The 17084-nt window shown below is 35.0% G+C and carries 17 protein-coding genes; 15 read left to right on the top strand and 2 right to left on the bottom strand.

The window, feature by feature from the left end:
* Window positions 1–26: 26 nt before the first annotated feature.
* Window positions 27–1214: a nicotinate phosphoribosyltransferase gene (pncB, locus tag GYM76_RS01935; RefSeq protein ID WP_220225708.1), complete on the bottom strand. Its 1188-nt coding sequence runs from the start codon at window positions 1212–1214 to the stop codon at window positions 27–29.
* A 273-nt stretch (window positions 1215–1487) separates the two neighbouring features.
* On the opposite strand from pncB, the gene pepN reads away from it, so the two are divergent.
* A complete protein-coding gene (pepN, locus tag GYM76_RS01930) occupies window positions 1488–4115 on the top strand; it encodes an aminopeptidase N (protein ID WP_220225707.1) in 2628 nt (875 codons plus the stop codon).
* A 113-nt stretch (window positions 4116–4228) separates the two neighbouring features.
* Window positions 4229–4561 carry a rhodanese-like domain-containing protein gene (locus GYM76_RS01925; protein WP_220225706.1) on the top strand — a complete coding sequence of 111 codons (333 nt, stop codon included), beginning with the start codon at window positions 4229–4231 and terminating at the stop codon, window positions 4559–4561.
* Between the two features lie 31 nt (window positions 4562–4592).
* Here the strand turns inward: GYM76_RS01925 and GYM76_RS01920 are convergent, their stop codons facing one another.
* Window positions 4593–5441, bottom strand: coding sequence for a MetQ/NlpA family ABC transporter substrate-binding protein (locus GYM76_RS01920; protein ID WP_220225705.1), 849 nt, complete (start codon window positions 5439–5441; stop codon window positions 4593–4595).
* Window positions 5442–5623: 182 nt separating this feature from the next.
* Here GYM76_RS01920 and GYM76_RS01915 point away from each other — a divergent pair, with 182 nt between their 5' ends.
* The 13 genes from GYM76_RS01915 (at window position 5624) to GYM76_RS01855 (ending at window position 17083) form a co-directional block, all read left to right on the top strand.
* Window positions 5624–6760: an amidohydrolase gene (locus GYM76_RS01915; RefSeq protein WP_220225704.1), complete on the top strand. Its 1137-nt coding sequence runs from the start codon at window positions 5624–5626 to the stop codon at window positions 6758–6760.
* 13 nt (window positions 6761–6773) lie between these two features.
* On the top strand, window positions 6774–7817 hold the full coding sequence (locus tag GYM76_RS01910; RefSeq protein ID WP_220225703.1) for a methionine ABC transporter ATP-binding protein: 1044 nt from the start codon (window positions 6774–6776) through the stop codon (window positions 7815–7817).
* Between the two features lie 98 nt (window positions 7818–7915).
* Window positions 7916–8515 carry a methionine ABC transporter permease gene (locus GYM76_RS01905; protein ID WP_370632596.1) on the top strand — a complete coding sequence of 200 codons (600 nt, stop codon included), beginning with the start codon at window positions 7916–7918 and terminating at the stop codon, window positions 8513–8515.
* 264 nt (window positions 8516–8779) lie between these two features.
* Entirely contained in the window at window positions 8780–9598 is an 819-nt protein-coding gene (gene mlaF / locus GYM76_RS01900) for a phospholipid ABC transporter ATP-binding protein MlaF (protein WP_081299570.1), read from the top strand.
* Complete coding sequence (gene mlaE, locus GYM76_RS01895) at window positions 9598–10377, top strand: lipid asymmetry maintenance ABC transporter permease subunit MlaE (protein WP_220225701.1); 780 nt, start codon at window positions 9598–9600, stop codon at window positions 10375–10377. Before mlaF ends, mlaE begins: the two co-directional genes overlap by 1 nt.
* A gap of 11 nt (window positions 10378–10388) precedes the next feature.
* Complete coding sequence (gene mlaD, locus GYM76_RS01890) at window positions 10389–10961, top strand: outer membrane lipid asymmetry maintenance protein MlaD (protein ID WP_065563613.1); 573 nt, start codon at window positions 10389–10391, stop codon at window positions 10959–10961.
* Between the two features lie 2 nt (window positions 10962–10963).
* The gene (gene mlaC / locus GYM76_RS01885; protein WP_065563614.1) at window positions 10964–11605 is read left to right on the top strand and encodes a phospholipid-binding protein MlaC; all 642 of its coding nucleotides are present in this window, start codon (window positions 10964–10966) and stop codon (window positions 11603–11605) included.
* Window positions 11606–11611: 6 nt separating this feature from the next.
* Window positions 11612–11884 carry an STAS domain-containing protein gene (locus GYM76_RS01880; protein WP_220225700.1) on the top strand — a complete coding sequence of 91 codons (273 nt, stop codon included), beginning with the start codon at window positions 11612–11614 and terminating at the stop codon, window positions 11882–11884.
* A gap of 77 nt (window positions 11885–11961) precedes the next feature.
* Entirely contained in the window at window positions 11962–12219 is a 258-nt protein-coding gene (locus GYM76_RS01875) for a BolA family protein (RefSeq protein ID WP_220225699.1), read from the top strand.
* An 89-nt stretch (window positions 12220–12308) separates the two neighbouring features.
* Window positions 12309–14336 (top strand): oligopeptidase A, encoded by a 2028-nt coding sequence (gene prlC / locus GYM76_RS01870; protein ID WP_220225698.1) that lies wholly within the window; start codon window positions 12309–12311, stop codon window positions 14334–14336.
* The gene (locus tag GYM76_RS01865; RefSeq protein WP_220225697.1) at window positions 14323–15054 is read left to right on the top strand and encodes a class I SAM-dependent methyltransferase; all 732 of its coding nucleotides are present in this window, start codon (window positions 14323–14325) and stop codon (window positions 15052–15054) included. The genes prlC and GYM76_RS01865 overlap by 14 nt, the downstream gene beginning before the upstream one ends.
* 15 nt (window positions 15055–15069) lie before the next feature.
* Window positions 15070–15759 carry a 16S rRNA pseudouridine(516) synthase RsuA gene (gene rsuA / locus GYM76_RS01860; RefSeq protein WP_220225696.1) on the top strand — a complete coding sequence of 230 codons (690 nt, stop codon included), beginning with the start codon at window positions 15070–15072 and terminating at the stop codon, window positions 15757–15759.
* Between the two features lie 82 nt (window positions 15760–15841).
* Complete coding sequence (locus tag GYM76_RS01855) at window positions 15842–17083, top strand: Bcr/CflA family multidrug efflux MFS transporter (protein ID WP_220225695.1); 1242 nt, start codon at window positions 15842–15844, stop codon at window positions 17081–17083.
* Window position 17084: the final 1 nt, after the last annotated feature.

Genomic DNA, 17084 nt, shown 5'->3' with positions numbered 1-17084 from the left:
TTAGCATTAATAATCTACTTTTATTATTAATGATTGACTTTGAACGTTCTTTTCAATTCGTCAATAAAGGCCAAATCTTTCGAAATCGTTTTTCCAGGACTATCTGATAATTTAGCCACAGGTTGATTATTACATTCAGTGAGTTTTAACACAATATTCAAGGACTTGGTATTAAACTCTGTAGACGGAATGTCACAAGCTAAAAAACCGCCTATACCAAAAGATAATTTTACTCGGTTATTGAAGTATTGATAGATTTTAAGCGCTTTATCAAAGTTTAGGCTATCAGAAAAAACCAGTAATTTTGTTTTAGGATCAATTCCTAATTGCTGATAATGACGAATCGCTTTTTCGCCCCACTCTATCGGATCGCCTGAATCATGGCGTAATCCTTGATAATGAGAGGCTAAATAATAATCAAAATCCCGTAAAAATGCATCCATCGTAATACAATCAGTTAATGCAACACCCAAATCATGTGGATACTCATCTAACCAAACTTGTAGTGCCGTCTTCTGGCAGTCTTGTAAATTGGTACTTAAACGCTGATGAGCTTGAAACCATTCATGTGCTTGAGTACCAACCGGTGTCAATCCTAAACGATATGCCAATAAATAATTACTAGTACTATTAAAATTGGTAAAATGGTTTTGCAAATAACTAACAACGGCTTCTTGTACAGCAAAAGAGTAACGTCTTCGTGTGCCAAAATCCATCAAATTAAAACCAGATATATCAATATCATTAGTATCAAATATTGCTAATTTATCTTTAAGTCTTACCAGTGCTTGATCAACACCAATATTAGGAGAACGATCTTTATGAACAATCTCACTAATTACTGCAAGCAATGGTACTTCCCACAAAATCACATCAACCCATTTACCTTCAATTTGAATAACTAGCTGACCATCTTCATTTTTAATCGTTAACAATTGACTATTAAAATGCCAATTTTTTAGCCAATTTAAATAATCTGCTTTAAAAAAAGAAATATGCGACAAATAGGCGAACTCATCTTCAGTAAGAGCTAGAGACTCCATTAATTTAACTTGATGAGCAATTTCATCAGCATACTGACCTAGTAAATCATCACTACGACACCGGAACTGTGCATTCACAGTCACATCAGGATAATGATGAAAAACAGCTTGCTGCATATGCAATTTATAAGCATCAGTATCTAATATTGATGTAATTATTGCGGGTAACATGTCTATCTATTATCAGTTCTTTCAAGAAAATTCTGGAGATTATAGCAGAATAATAATTAAGATATAGATTAATTATCTAATAAGATTATTTTTAATACGCTATAATAGCCAATAAAGATATTTTGATAAATTAATCCATATCTATTCCAAAATGATTAATATTGATAATTCATTTACTTTTATCTGATTAATAAATGAAAGTGAAAGTAATTAAGACCTATTTTGATGAATTCAAATACATGATCAGCGTATCACTTTAGAAGGCAAAGAAAAATGAGTACAACTGATATCCAACCAATTGCTAAATTTCGTCATGACTATAAAACACCCGACTTCACGATTACTGATATTGACCTCGATTTTGATTTAGCTGCAGAAACAACTACAGTTATCGCTCGTAGTCATGTTATTAATAAAAATCCTCAAGCTGACGATTTAATTTTAGACGGTGAAGAACTTAAATTAGTTTCAATAAATATTGATGAGCAACCTTGGAGTGATTATCAAATCACAAAAACCGGATTAATCATCAAAAATGTTCCATCTGAATTTACTTTAACCATCGTCAACGAAATCAAACCAATTGATAATACCGCACTTGAAGGACTATATGTTTCAGGTGATGCACTTTGTACACAATGTGAAGCAGAAGGTTTCCGTCATATCACTTACTACCTTGATAGACCAGATGTATTAGCTCGTTTTTCAACTCGAATTACTGCCAATAAAAAACAATATCCTTTTCTATTATCTAATGGAAACCGCATTTCACAAGGCGAACTAGCCGACGGTAGACATTGGGTTCAATGGCAAGATCCATTTCCTAAACCAGCCTATTTATTTGCATTAGTAGCTGGTGATTTTGATATATTAAAAGATCACTTTATAACCCGTTCTAATCGAAAAATTGATCTAGAAATTTATGTAGATAAAGGGAATTTAGAGCGTTCTCAATGGGCTATGACTAGTTTAAAAAATGCCATGCGCTGGGATGAAAATCGTTTCGATTTAGAATATGACTTAGATATTTTCATGATTGTGGCTGTTGATTTCTTCAATATGGGCGCAATGGAAAATAAAGGACTAAATATTTTCAATTCTAAATATGTCTTGGCTAAACCTGAAACCGCGACAGATGACGATTATATCGGAATTGAATCCGTAATTGGTCATGAATACTTTCATAATTGGACTGGTAATCGCGTTACTTGTCGAGACTGGTTCCAACTCAGTTTAAAAGAAGGGCTAACTGTATTTAGAGATCAAGAATTTACTTCTGACCAAGGACTTAGATCAGTAAAACGTATTAATGATGTCAAACTACTACGAACCGTACAATTTGCTGAAGATGCCAGCCCTATGTCTCATCCTATTCGCCCTGAACAAGTAATTGAAATGAATAATTTCTATACTGTTACCGTATATGAAAAAGGTGCAGAAGTTATACGTATGATGCACACATTATTAGGTGAAGAAAACTTTCAAGCAGGGATGAAACTCTATTTCAAACGACATGATGGAAGTGCTGCAACCTGTGATGATTTTGTTGCAGCTATGCAAGATGCATCAGGCATTGACTTAACACAATTCAAATTATGGTACAGCCAATCGGGCACACCAGTTTTAACAGTAACTGACAGTTACGATCCACAAAATCATCAATATACCCTAACTGTTGAGCAACATACGCCAGCAACGCAAGATCAAAGCCAAAAACAAGCACTACATATTCCATTAGATATTGAACTTTATCAACATGATGGCGAAGTGATTGGATTGCAATATCAAAACAAATCTATACATCATGTATTAAATATAACACAAGCAAAACAACAATTTGTATTTGATAATATTAATGAAAGACCAATTATATCTTTATTGCGTGATTTTTCAGCACCGGTAAAACTCAATTACGATTACCAAGATGGTGATCTTATATTCTTGATGCAACATGCTAGTAATGCTTTTAGTCGTTACGATGCTGCGCAAATGTTATTAGCAAAATACGTCCGTTTAAATGTCAGTAATTATCAACATAATTTACCTATGACTTTCTCTGAACTTGTTTTGGATGCTTTTAGAGGAATACTATTATCAGATTCTGTTGAGCCTGCACTTATTGCACAAATATTAACATTACCTTCAGAGAATGAATTAGCAAATCTGTTTGATGTTGTTGATCCGATTGCTATTTATCAAGTACGCCAATTCTTATTAGGTGTGTTTGCTAATGAACTTTATGATGAGTTAACAGCGGTCTATCATCATAATCAAACAGCTCAATATCATATTGAACATTCAGATATCGGCAAACGTATGCTGAAAAACTGCTGTTTGTCATTATTGGCATATGCTAATGATAAACCACAAGTAGATGCCTTAGTCAAAAAACAATATGAACAAGCGAATAATATGACAGATTCATTAGCTGCACTTACCGCAGCGGTAAAAGCACAGCTTGATTGCCGTCATACTTTACTTGTCGATTTTGATAATAAATGGCATCAAGATGGTTTGGTTATGGATAAATGGTTAGCCTTGAATGCAACAAGCCCTGAGCAAAATGTATTATCAACAGTAAAAAAACTACTCAATCACCGCTCATTTTCACTGAATAATCCAAATCGGATTAGAAGCCTAATTGGTGCTTTTGTAAATAATAATCCTGTCGCTTTCCATGCAGAAGACAGTAGTGGTTATCATTTCTTAGTAGAAATATTAACAGAGTTAAACCAAAAAAATCCACAAGTGGCATCAAGACTCATTGATCCACTTATCCGTCTAAAACGTTATAATAAAGATCGTCAGAAAAAAATGAGATTCGCTTTAGAAAGTTTATTGAAGTTGAATAATTTATCTAAAGATCTTTACGAAAAAATTAGTAAGGCTTTAGCTGCATAATAAAATCCCATCTTGTTACTCGTTAGCAAGATGGGATTTTTAATAAAAAACACATAAAATTGCGTTCAAAAACCCCGTTCCTCAACTTTTTTTAGATAGAATGAGTTTGAATAATGTCAATTATAAAAGAAATAACACCTTTACAACTAAAACAACAGATCGATAATAACGTACCGCTTTTTTTACTTGATGTACGCGAACCTAATGAAGTAGAAATTTGTGCAATAGCAGGAGCAATACATATTCCTATGAATCTCATACCACTTTATTTAGATAAAATCCCAGATGAAATTGATGTTATTATTTATTGCCATCATGGTGTAAGGAGTCTTAACGTTGCAAGTTACTTGGTTGAAAATGGATTTGATTGTGATTTTCTCTACAATCTAACTGGTGGCATTGACGCTTGGGCTAGAACTGTTGATACCAGTATGCCTAAATATTAAAAAGCCCGCATTTAAATGGGCTAAATGATCACTATTCTTGTGGCATAACCCAATAACCATTTTGATTATGTGTTTGCATGTAATCTTTAAATTGTTGTGATTGGTAAATACGCTTTATATCTTTTGCCCATTGACTATTTTCATTCCCTTCATTAACTACAACCATAATTTCTAAATCAGGAATAATTGTTTCAGACAAAAGTGCTTTTTTCGAGTCAATATTAGCGGAATAAACGATACTGCCTGGAATGACGGCGAAATCTAACTCATTTAAAACTCTTGGAATATTGGCAGAATCCATTTCAACAATATCAACACCCGCAATATTTTCGGCAATATCATTTTTGCCGACAATAATTGGATTACTATTTGGTTTTAACTTAATCCAACCAGCTTTTTCCAACAAGTTGTAAGAACGTGCTGCATTTGATGCATCTTGAGGAATACCAATTTTAGCACCCGGAAAAACATTTTTTATCGACGTATACTTATTCGAAAATATTGCAGCTGGAACCGAAGGTACATGCACCACTGGTTTTAAATGAGCTTTGCGTTGACTATTAAACACATCCATATATGCAGTATGTTGAGCTACCGTTAAATCAATACTGCCTTCACTTAATGCCACATCTGATTCTAATAAATGTGGAAAATTAACTAACTTAACTTTATAGCCTTCTGATTCTAGTATTGGTTTAACCGCATCATTAAACAGATCATTGTACGGTCCTGGTGAAACGCCCATACTGATCTCTTTTTTAGTTTGATTATCGGTTTTCGATGATGAGTTATCACATGCTGTAATAAAAAAAAGAGAACTAAATAAAGCTAACACCACAACATTATTAACTAATTTTTGCTTGATGAACCTCATTTTCATTTGAACTATCCTCAGTGAAGTGTAAATTTTAAAACTACTCTAACACATAAAAAATAATTCATTTATTCCATGTAATTCTATCTTATAACTTTTTGGAATAAGTTATAAAAAACGATTATTAGATCCAAAATATCAGCTGTGCTACTGTAAAAATATCAATATTTTTATCAATTGGACTTACCATGACAAAAGCTATTGCACCTATTATCGAGCAGCTTTTTCTCGACTTACATCAAAATCCAGAGCTTTCAAATCAGGAGTTTGAAACAACCAAAAAATTAAGGTATTACTTAGAAAAAGCGAATATTCGCATATTAGAGCTAGGCGCAAAAACTGGTGTTATTGCTGAAATTGGTTCAGGCTCACCAGTCTTAGCCTTAAGAGCCGATATTGACGCCCTACCCATTTTTGAACAATCAGATTGCCAATACCGTTCAACCCAAAAAGGAGTAATGCATGCTTGCGGTCATGATCTGCATACTTCTGTTTTAATGGGAGCAGCTTACTTATTGAAAGCCAATGAAGAGCATTTGAAAGGAACGATTCGATTACTTTTTCAACCCGCTGAAGAAAATTTTAGTGGTGCATTACATTTCATAGAAATTGGTGCGCTTAATGGCGTTGATGTTATTTTAGGAATGCACAATAATCCTAATTTAACCATTAACCAAATGGCTTCTCGAGCAGGCCCCTTTTCAGCAAACGTTGACCGAATTGAAATCACAATAAAAGGGGTTGGAGCCCATGCGGCAAGACCTGAGTCAGGAATTGATCCAATTGTTATTGGTTCACAAATTATTAGTGCTATCCAAACAATATCAAGTCGTACAATAAGTGGGCTTGATGCTGTGGTTGTCAGCATTACAAAATTCTTAGGAGGGAACACATGGAATGTCATTCCTGAAATTGTTGAGATGGAAGGCACTGTAAGAACGCTAACCCCTGATATAAGGTTAAAAGTCAAACAACAATTAAAAAGCATTGTTGAAAATATTGCACTTAGCATGGGAGCCAAAGCAGAGTTGAGATGGTTTGATGGCCCGCCATCAATCATAAATGTTGCTAAGTGGGTCGATTTTTGTCAAAAGATTGCCAAACAACAAGGTTATGAAGTTGTTGATTTTCAACCGCAACTTGGTGGTGAAGATTTTGCCCACTATTTGCATCATGTACCTGGCGCATTTATCAATCTTGGTTCACAAAGCCCTTATGCTTTACATCATCCAAAATTTTTAGTTAATACTGACATGATAATGCCAGCAGCCAACTATTTAGCCAATCTCGCTAAGCAAGGATTAATTGTAGTAGCACAACATTGATAGGTATCACATAATGATAAAATTTGAAAATGTATCGAAACAATACGAACGAAATGGAGTTACCACCCAAGCATTACAAAACATCAACTTAACTATCCAAAAAGGCGATATCTACGGCATTATTGGTTATAGTGGTGCAGGAAAAAGTACGCTAGTTCGTCTGATAAACTTTCTTGAAAAACCAACTCAAGGCAATGTTGTTATTCAAAACCAACCATTGAATCAGTTATCAAACTCTCAATTACGCCAAGTTCGCCGTAAAATAGGCATGATTTTTCAACATTTCAATTTACTTGAATCCAAAACCGTATATGAAAATGTTGCGATCCCTCTAGTTCTCATCAAAAAAGATAAACAAACAATTAAACAGAAAGTTCATGAACTGCTCGAATTTGTTGGATTAAGCGATAAAGCTAATAGCTATCCTAAAGAGCTATCAGGTGGACAAAAACAACGTATTGGAATTGCTCGGGCCTTGGCGAACGATCCCGATATTTTGCTTTGTGATGAAGCCACATCGGCACTCGATCCACAAACTACTCAAGCTATTTTGGAATTAATAAAAAAAATTAATGATAAATATAAAATAACTGTCGTTCTAATTACCCATGAAATGCATGTAATACAGCAAATATGTCACAAAGTAGCAGTTATGGAAAAAGGTAAAATTATCGAACATGGCAATGTACTTGATGTCTTTGGTCATCCAACGCATAAAACCACACAAAAATTTGTTAGTTCAGTTATTAATGACCAAATCCCTGAAGGTGTTGTTGAAAATCTGCTAAAAATTGAGGGTGATAAACATAATATTAAGTTGTTTAAGCTTGAATTTTTAGGTCGTTCGGCCTCAGAGCCGGTTATGAATGCATTGATCTTACAGCAGAAAGTAGTAGTGAATATTTTATTTGCCCATATGTCTGAAATCGAAAAAACGGTATTAGGCAGTATGTTTGTTCAATTAAAAGGAAGTAATAATAATATCGAACAATCAGTGCAATTTCTTCGCGAAAATGGGGTTAACGTTACAGAAATCAAACATTGGGAGAACAACTAATGGAAATAGTCAACGATTTTATCAATTATATAAATACTAATTTTCTAACCAGAGTGACCGTTGAGCAATATGCACAAGCATCATTAGACACATTATATATGGTTGTTTTTTCATTAATATTAGGCGCACTAATCGGTGTTCCATTAGCAATCTGCTTAGTCACCACTCGACCATCCGGTTTACTCGAAAATAAACGGGTTTATCAGATTATCAACCCAATTATTAATTTTGTTCGCTCATTACCTTTTATTATTTTACTCTTTTCACTTCATTCATTTACTTACTTTATAGTTCGCACATCAATCGGTACGACAGCAGCAATTGTGCCCTTAACTTTTTATGTTGCTCCTTATATTGCTCGGCTTGTTGAAAACTCATTATTAGAGGTAAAAAGTGGTATTATTGAAGCAGCTGAATCGATGGGCGCAACGCCAGTACAAATTATTTGGCACTTTATGCTACCAGAAGCATTTAGTTCATTGATTTTAACTTTCACTACCGCCACAATTGGTTTGCTTGGGGCAACAGCAATGGCAGGGGCTATTGGCGCAGGTGGGATTGGAGATGTCGCCTATTCGCAAGGTTATCAACGTTTTGATGATACCGTCATTTATATCTGTGTTGTGATCTTAGTTATTGCAATACAAATTGTACAAAGCATTGGTAATTATTTGGCACGCAAGGCAAGACACGAATGATCCCAAATAATAAAACCCTATTGCAACACTTTATAATGGCGTTTATTTCAAAACGCCATTATTTACTACAAAAAATCTATAAATATAATTCAATATTCTCATATAGTTAAAATATTAAAAAAGTTTTAGCATAAAATGACGAACAAATAAATTCAGCATATTTTATGATTACCATCACTAAATCAGCTACTTGGTTAATACATTTGTTTATTTGTAATAATCAAGTAAAATAACCGACATTTAATTATGGTAGTGTAGGAACTCATTGTGACCAACACATTACAACAAAATCTGGTCGAAATACACGATATGTCTTTTTATCGTGGGACTCGTCCAATTTATAAAAATATGAACTTGACGGTTCCCAAAGGCAAAGTTACCGCAATTATGGGGCCATCGGGAATAGGTAAAACTACACTATTAAGACTGATTGGCGGGCAACTTAAGCCACAATCAGGTCAAATCCTATTTGATGGTGAAGATATACCTAGTATGACTCGTTCAAGGTTATATGAAGTCCGTAAAAGAATGAGTATGTTATTCCAATCTGGGGCTCTATTTACTGATTTATCAGTATTTGATAATGTTGCTTATCCATTAAGAGAACATTTTAATTTACCAAAACCTATTTTACATAATTTGGTATTAATGAAATTACAATCAGTAGGACTTCGTGGTGCAGCTAACATGATGCCTTCAGAACTATCTGGAGGAATGGCACGGCGGGCAGCATTAGCCAGAGCAATAGCACTCGATCCTGATTTAATCATGTTTGATGAACCTTTTGCTGGGCAAGATCCTATATCCATGGGCGTAATTGTCAAACTTATATCTGAAATTAACCAATCACTTGGATTAACCTGTATTGTTGTTAGCCATGATGTTAGTGAAGTATTAAGTATTGCCGATTATGCCTATATTGTTGCTGAACAACATATTATTGCTGGCGGTACATCTGAAGAATTACGCAATAATGATGATTTACGAGTAAAACAATTCCTTGAAGGATTAGCCGATGGCCCAGTACCATTTCATTATCCTGCGGATGATTACAAATTAGACCTAAGTAGAGGTGCAAACTAATGTTAAACTTAATTGCAAAACTTGGGCAATCAATAATCAATATTATCGCGATGCTAGGTCGCTCAGGCGTAATGCTATTTGGTGCACTTATCGGTAAACCTCAATTTGGCAAACAATTCCCATTACTTGTTAAACAATTTTACTTTGTCGGTGTACAATCGCTTTCAATTATTATTGTATCAGGTCTTTTCATAGGAATGGTACTAGCACTACAAGGTTACTTTATTTTAACCACCTTTGGTGCTGAAGCCAGTTTAGGAATGCTAGTCGCACTTGCGCTGTTGAGAGAACTTGGGCCTGTAGTAGCAGGATTACTATTTGCAGGCCGTGCCGGCTCAGCGTTAACTGCTGAAATTGGTCTAATGAAGGCCACCGAACAATTATCAAGCATGGAAATGATGGCAATCGACCCATTAAGACGAATTATCGCACCAAGATTTTGGGCTGGATTTTTTTGTATGCCGTTTCTAACAGCAATTTTTGTCGCTGTTGGCATTTTAGGTGGTGTATTAGTAGGTGTTGATTGGAAAGGTATTGATGCAGGATTTTTTTGGTCATCCATTCAAAGTAATGTCGATTGGTGGCACGATTTAGGCAATTGTTTTGTTAAAAGCTTTGCATTTGCAATCGCTAGTACTTGGATTGCTCTATTTAATGGCTATGATTGTGTGCCAACATCAGAAGGAATCAGTCGGGCAACAACGAACACCGTTGTCTATTCATCATTAGTTATTTTGGGGTTAGATTTTATTTTAACCGCATTAATGTTTAGTAATTGAGGTCATTAAACATGAGTCGTAAAGTTGAAATTACAGTAGGGTTATTTATGGTGCTGGTTATTTGCTCAGTACTATTTTTATGTTTTAGAGTTACCGATCCAACGTCTTTCGCTCGTCATAACTCCTACCGTGTTTATGCAGTATTTGATAACATTGGTGGATTAAAAGTAAGATCACCAATTAAAATTGGCGGTGTAGTGATTGGTCGTGTAAGTAATATTAGTCTTAAATCAGAAAAAGGTGCAACGTATAAACCTTATGTCACTATGGATTTAGATGCTCAATACAATAGAATTCCAAGTTCTAGCTCACTTTCAATCAAAACTTCTGGCCTATTAGGTGAACAATTTATTGATATCAATTTTGGATTAGATCAAAGCATTGAACATGAGCTTGATTCATTAGATTCTGATACCACTACAACAACGAGTAATAGTAATAATAAACCAGCTTATCTTATAGATGGTTATGTCATTAACAATACAAAACCAGCCATGGTGATCGAAGACTTGATTGGACAATTTTTATATAGCACAGGCGGATCATCAGATAAAAAACAAGATACCAATGATAGTAAGGAGTAACTATGTTAACCAAATTTAAACAAGCCCTTTTTTTAGTACTTGCATTAGTAATAAGTTCTTCAGCATTTGCAAACGATCCTTATAACGATATGCAAGTTGCTGCTGACAAAATATTTAGTACGATGAAAGCTCAATCAGCATCAATTAAGTCAAATCCAAATAAACTTAAAGATATTGTAAGAGCGGATTTATTGCCTTATGTCCAAGTTAAATATGCAGGCGCATTAATTTTAGGTGATGCTTATAAATCAGCAACTGACGCACAACGAACAGCTTATTTCAAAGCTTTTGAAAACTATTTAGTTCAAGCTTTTGCTCAAGCACTTTCTATGTACAACGGTCAAACTTACCAAGTTGAAGCACCAAAAGATTTAACTAACAAATCACTTATTTCAATTCGCGTGCTTTTAAATCAGCCAGATAAAAATCAACAACCTATTCGTATCGATTTCCAATGGCGAAAAAATACAGTAACAGGTGAATGGAAAGCTTATGACTTAACAGCTGAAGGAGTAAGCATGGTTACAACTAAACAAAACGAATGGGCAGCTATTCTTCGCCAAAATGGAATAGATGCATTAACCAAACAATTAAATGATCTATCCAATCGCAAAATTGATCCAAACGCTAAACAAAAAGGTTAGTTCATTATGTCGCGAATCCAAGCAGAAAAACAACAAAATGCACTTAATTTAATCGGTGAACTTGATTTTCACTCTTTAAATGATTTATGGATTGCTCAAGATACACTATTAAGCAATGTAAGCCATATTGATGTATCTAGAGTAACACGGGTTGACTCTTCTGGACTCGCGACACTTGTCTATTTTTGTAATCAATATAATGTAAAATTGATTGGGATCAGCCCACAATTACAAACACTAATTGAGCTTTATGATTTGCAAACAGTGATTAATCATTAAAATTGATGCAATTTGAGAGCTTAAAAACCCCGTTCCTCAACTTTTTTTTATAAAATAGTTAATACTGAGTTTAAATAATGGATAAACAAGAAATTATAGCTAAATTAAAAAATTCACTTAACCTCGACGATGTGCATGTACTGACAAACGACGGCAGCCATTTTCAAGTTATTGCCGTTGGTGAAATGTTTGCTGAATTAAGTCGTGTAAAAAAACAACAAGCTATTTATGCACCATTAGCGGAATTTATTAATGATAATCGAATCCATGCATTATCAATCAAAACCTATACACCGACTGAATGGCAACGTGAGCGAAAATTAATGGGTTTATAATTACCCTCCATGAACATAAAAACTTGAATAAAGTTTTTTTAGCCACATGTTTTATAAATAAACATAATCATTGCATAAGGTATTCCAGAATGACTAACCCACTATTAAGTAATTCATCATTACCCCTATTTTCACAAATCAAACCTGAGCATGTTTTACCAGCGATTAAAGAGACATTAAACAATTGTCGTAAAACGATTGAATCTGTGCTTGAACAAAATAGTGAATACACTTGGGATAATCTTGTTCAACCCATTGATGAAATGGATGAAAAATTTAGCCGAGCATGGTCACCGGTTAGTCATCTTAATTCAGTGAAAAACAGCCCAGAACTACGTGAAGCATATGAAGCTTGCTTACCTTTGCTATCTCAATACAGTACTTGGGTAGGACAACATAAACCACTATATAATGCCTATAAACAACTTAAAGATAGCAAACACTTCGAAAATTTAAGCAAAGCACAAAAAAAAGTAATCAACAATGCATTGCGGGATTTTGAATTATCGGGTATTGGATTGGCGGATGATGAGCAAAAACGTTATGGTGAAATTGTTGCCAAACTTTCAGAATTATCATCTCAATATAGTAATAATGTATTAGATGCCACTATGGGCTGGTCAAAATTAATCACGAATATTGAAGATTTATCCGGAATGCCTGAAAGTGCCTTAGCCGCAGCTAAAGAGCAAGCTAAGGCAAAAGAGCAAGATGGTTGGTTATTAACGCTCGATATTCCAAGTTATTTACCGGTAATGACTTATTGCGATAATCGAGATTTACGATTTGAACTCTATCAAGCATACAATACTCGAGCGTCTGACCAAGGACCTAATGCCGGTAAGTGGGATAATACAGAAATCATTAAACAAATTATATCGCTTCGAGCTGAACTTGCTCAGTTACTTGGTTTTGACACATATGCCGATAAGTCATTAGCAACTAAAATGGCTGAAACTGTAACGCAAGTTACCGCATTTTTAACCGATTTAGCAACCAAAGCTAAACCACAAGGTGAAAAAGAATTAACCGAACTTAAAAGATATGCTTATGAATATTTTGGTGCAAGTGATATCAAACCATGGGATATCGCTTATTACAGCGAAAAACAAAAGCAACATCTTTATACCATCAATGATGAAGAGCTTCGTCCATATTTTCCAGAGGATCGAGTTATTAGTGGATTATTTGAAGTCGTTCGTCGTATTTTTGGCATTACTGCAAAACAGCGTCATGATGTTGAAGTTTGGGCACCTGAGGTAAAATTTTACGATTTATATAATGCCAATGGTGAATTAAAAGGTAGCTTTTATCTTGATTTATATGCTCGTGAACATAAACGCGGTGGTGCTTGGATGGATGATTGTATTGGTAAAATGCGTTTTGCTGATGGCCATATCCAAAAACCTGTTGCCTATTTAACTTGTAATTTCAATCGACCAATCGGTGATAAACCAGCATTATTTACTCATAATGAGGTAACCACATTATTCCATGAATTTGGTCATGGACTACATCATATGTTAACTGAAATTGATGTGTCATCAGTGGCTGGTATTAATGGTGTTCCATGGGATGCCGTTGAATTACCGAGTCAATTCTTAGAAAATTGGTGCTGGCAGCCTGAAGCTTTAGAATTTATTTCAGGTCATTATCAAACTGGCGAACCATTACCTCAAGAAATGCTAGAAAAAATGCTTGATAGCAAAAACTTCCAAGCTGCATTATTTATTCTGCGTCAGTTAGAATTTGGTTTATTTGATTTTAAATTACATAGCGAAAAAACACCTGATATTTTAGAAACTTTAAAACAAGTCAGAGAACAAGTTGCAGTAGTACCAACCGTAGATTGGGGACGATTCCCTCATGCATTTAGTCATATTTTTGCAGGAGGTTATGCCGCGGGTTATTACAGTTATCTATGGGCTGAAGTTTTATCTGCTGATGCGTTTTCTCGCTTTGAAGAAGAAGGTATCTTCAATGCAAATACAGGTAATGCTTTCCTGGATAATATATTATCTCAAGGTGGCAGTGATGAACCAATGACATTATTCAAAAATTTCCGTGGTCGTGAACCGCAACTTGAGGCATTACTTCGTCACTATGGTATCCACTAAAGTTAACACTGCTCAGCTCAAAAACTTAGCTGAGCAGTGGCTATTCGAGCATCCTGATCTTCCATTTACTCTCGTTAATCAAAACAATCAACTTGAGTTACAAAAAACTGATGAACCTAAATTAGGCGCAATCGCGGTTAATTTTGTGTCTGGTGCGATGGCTCATCGTCGTCAATTTGGTGGTGGTCGTGGTGAAGCGATAGCTAAAGCTGTTGGCGTTAAAGGTAATTATTTACCCACTATTATTGATGCAACAGCTGGATTAGGACGAGATGCATTCGTATTAGCTTCCATTGGTTGCCATGTTACTATGTTTGAGCGACATCCTGTAGTTGCTGCCTTGTTAGAAGATGGGCTTAATCGTGCTTATCAAGATCCAATCATTGGTCAGCAATTACAAAAACTGTTACATTTAATTTATAATTCAAGTTTACTTGGGCTCAATTCACATCAAGAAAAACCTGACGTTGTTTATCTTGATCCGATGTTTCCGCATCGACAAAAAAGTGCATTAGTGAAAAAAGAGATGCGCATTTTTCAACAATTAGTTGGTAACGATCTCGATGCAGAAAGCCTACTTGAACCCGCAAGACGATTAGCTAAAAAACGCGTTGTGGTTAAACGACCTGATTATGCACCATTTTTAGCCAATCAAAAACCAACGGCGGAAATTAAAACTAAAAATCATCGTTTTGATATTTACACACCATGTTTATAGGAATAGTATTTGAAAATGCGACTGGATAAATTTCTAGCTCACCATCTAGGGGTAAGCCGAACAATAGTCAATAAAGAACTGAAAGCCCAAAAGGTAACTGTTAATGGAGCTGTTGTAAAATCAGGTGCTTACCATATCTCAGATGATCAAATTGTAGAATATGATGGTTTCGAAATTATACCTATTACCGAAAATCGTTACTTCATGCTCAATAAACCACAAGGTTATGTTTGTTCTACTGATGATCCTGATCACCCAACTATCCTCTATTTTATTGATGAACCTATGTCTGAAAAGCTGCATTCAGCAGGTCGACTGGATTTAGACACCACTGGGCTAGTTTTATTAACCGATGATGGTAAGTGGTCACATCGCATTACTTCTCCTAAACATCATTGTGAAAAAGTTTATCAAGTAACCGTTGAGCAACCTCTTAATAATGATCTTATTGAGATATTTAAACAAGGTATTCAGCTAAAAAGTGAAAAAACACTTACTCAACCAGCTAAATTAGTTATCCTTGATGATTACCATGCAGAACTTACAATAAGTGAAGGCCGATATCACCAAGTGAAACGAATGTTTGCAGCTGTAAATAACCATGTCACCCAGTTGCATCGTAAACAGATTGGCAATATTATTCTTGATATACCTGAGGGCGAATACCGCCCTCTTACTCAAGATGAGATCAATTCGTTTAATTAGCCGTTTGATTCTTAACTAATGTTTTCTTTTACTAGGTTTTATTGTTAAAACTTAGTAACTTTGTATCCAAAGGAATGACAACGTGCAAACACAAGAACCACAAGTAGAAATTAAAGTTTCTAAACAAGCACTTATCTTTATTCTTGGTTTCATTTCAATGTTAATGCCATTATCTATTGATATGTATTTACCAAGTATGCCAACTATTGCGAACAAATTTAATGTCGCCGATTCAACTGTGCAGTTGACAATCAGTTTCTATTTATTAGGATTTTCATTAGGTCAGCTTTTGTTTGGTCCACTCACCGATAGTTACGGACGAAGAAAAGTTTTAACTGCTGGACTAATTATTTTCATAATTGCAGCATTATGTTGTGGTCTTGCTGCTAATATAAATCAGTTAATCACAGCCCGATTTTTTCATGGAATAGCAGCATCAGCAACCACTATTGTTATTAATGCACTAATGAAAGATATCTATCGCGATCGTGATGATTTTTCTAAAATGATGTCTTTTGTAACATTGATATCGAATGTTGCCCCATTACTCGCACCGATTATTGGTGGTTTTATTCTTTATTGGTTTGATTGGCAAGCTAACTTCTATGCACTTTGCTTAATGGCGATTATTTGTTTTGCATTAGTAACAATCAATATCCCTGAGACATTAGCCAAATCCAAACGTGATAAATTCAGTATAATTCGAATTTTAAGCAACTTCATTGCCCTATTTAGACACAGACAAGTGTTTACTTACATGATGATTGGTGCATTTTCCGGAGCCGGATTATTTTCATTTCTAAGTTTAGGACCATTTGTCTATATGAACTTACATGGTGTTGCATCAACCAATTTCGGCTATTACTTTGCTATTAATGTTATGGTCATGGTTTCAATGAATACACTCAATAGCCGTATTGTAAAACGGGTTGGTTCTATTAAGATGATTCAGTTAGGCTTACTCCTCCAATTTATTACAGCCATAGGTATGGCTACAGTGAGTATATTTGACTTAGGTTTTGTCTTTTTAGTGGCATGTATTGCTGGTTATATCGGTTGTATTTCAACCATAGGTGGTAATTGCATGGCTGTAATACTCGATTATTATTCTCATATAGCAGGCACAGCCTCCTCGCTTGCAGGCACCATCCGCTTTGCCGTCGCTGGCGCTATCGGAGTCTTACTTTCAACACTCGTTTCAACTCATAATACAGCAACTGTTACGAATAATTTAACAGAATGGCTAATGGTTGGCTCAATGGTTATCTGTAACTTTTTTGCGGCTGGATTGTTTTTGAGTGTCAAAAATATAAAAAGGAATTAAC

It is taken from the genome of Gilliamella sp. ESL0443 (assembly GCF_019469165.1).
Taxonomy (GTDB): Bacteria; Pseudomonadota; Gammaproteobacteria; order Enterobacterales; family Orbaceae; genus Gilliamella; species Gilliamella apicola_E.
Note: the sequence above shows the minus strand (reverse complement) of the source record. Positions and strands in the feature narration are given on the sequence as shown.

What these genes read in the sequence shown, in the direction of transcription:
- prlC (WP_220225698.1), top strand. Translation starts at nt 12,309, where the DNA reads ATGACTAACCCACTATTAAGTAATTCATCATTACCCCTATTTTCACAA.
- pepN (WP_220225707.1), top strand. Translation starts at nt 1,488, where the DNA reads ATGAGTACAACTGATATCCAACCAATTGCTAAATTTCGTCATGACTAT.
- GYM76_RS01920 (WP_220225705.1), bottom strand. Translation starts at nt 5,441, where the DNA reads ATGAAAATGAGGTTCATCAAGCAAAAATTAGTTAATAATGTTGTGGTG.
- GYM76_RS01865 (WP_220225697.1), top strand. Translation starts at nt 14,323, where the DNA reads ATGGTATCCACTAAAGTTAACACTGCTCAGCTCAAAAACTTAGCTGAG.
- GYM76_RS01915 (WP_220225704.1), top strand. Translation starts at nt 5,624, where the DNA reads ATGACAAAAGCTATTGCACCTATTATCGAGCAGCTTTTTCTCGACTTA.
- GYM76_RS01925 (WP_220225706.1), top strand. Translation starts at nt 4,229, where the DNA reads ATGTCAATTATAAAAGAAATAACACCTTTACAACTAAAACAACAGATC.
- GYM76_RS01875 (WP_220225699.1), top strand. Translation starts at nt 11,962, where the DNA reads ATGGATAAACAAGAAATTATAGCTAAATTAAAAAATTCACTTAACCTC.
- pncB (WP_220225708.1), bottom strand. Translation starts at nt 1,214, where the DNA reads ATGTTACCCGCAATAATTACATCAATATTAGATACTGATGCTTATAAA.
- GYM76_RS01910 (WP_220225703.1), top strand. Translation starts at nt 6,774, where the DNA reads ATGATAAAATTTGAAAATGTATCGAAACAATACGAACGAAATGGAGTT.
- mlaD (WP_065563613.1), top strand. Translation starts at nt 10,389, where the DNA reads ATGAGTCGTAAAGTTGAAATTACAGTAGGGTTATTTATGGTGCTGGTT.
- mlaE (WP_220225701.1), top strand. Translation starts at nt 9,598, where the DNA reads ATGTTAAACTTAATTGCAAAACTTGGGCAATCAATAATCAATATTATC.
- GYM76_RS01905 (WP_370632596.1), top strand. Translation starts at nt 7,916, where the DNA reads ATGGTTGTTTTTTCATTAATATTAGGCGCACTAATCGGTGTTCCATTA.
- GYM76_RS01880 (WP_220225700.1), top strand. Translation starts at nt 11,612, where the DNA reads ATGTCGCGAATCCAAGCAGAAAAACAACAAAATGCACTTAATTTAATC.
- mlaC (WP_065563614.1), top strand. Translation starts at nt 10,964, where the DNA reads ATGTTAACCAAATTTAAACAAGCCCTTTTTTTAGTACTTGCATTAGTA.
- rsuA (WP_220225696.1), top strand. Translation starts at nt 15,070, where the DNA reads ATGCGACTGGATAAATTTCTAGCTCACCATCTAGGGGTAAGCCGAACA.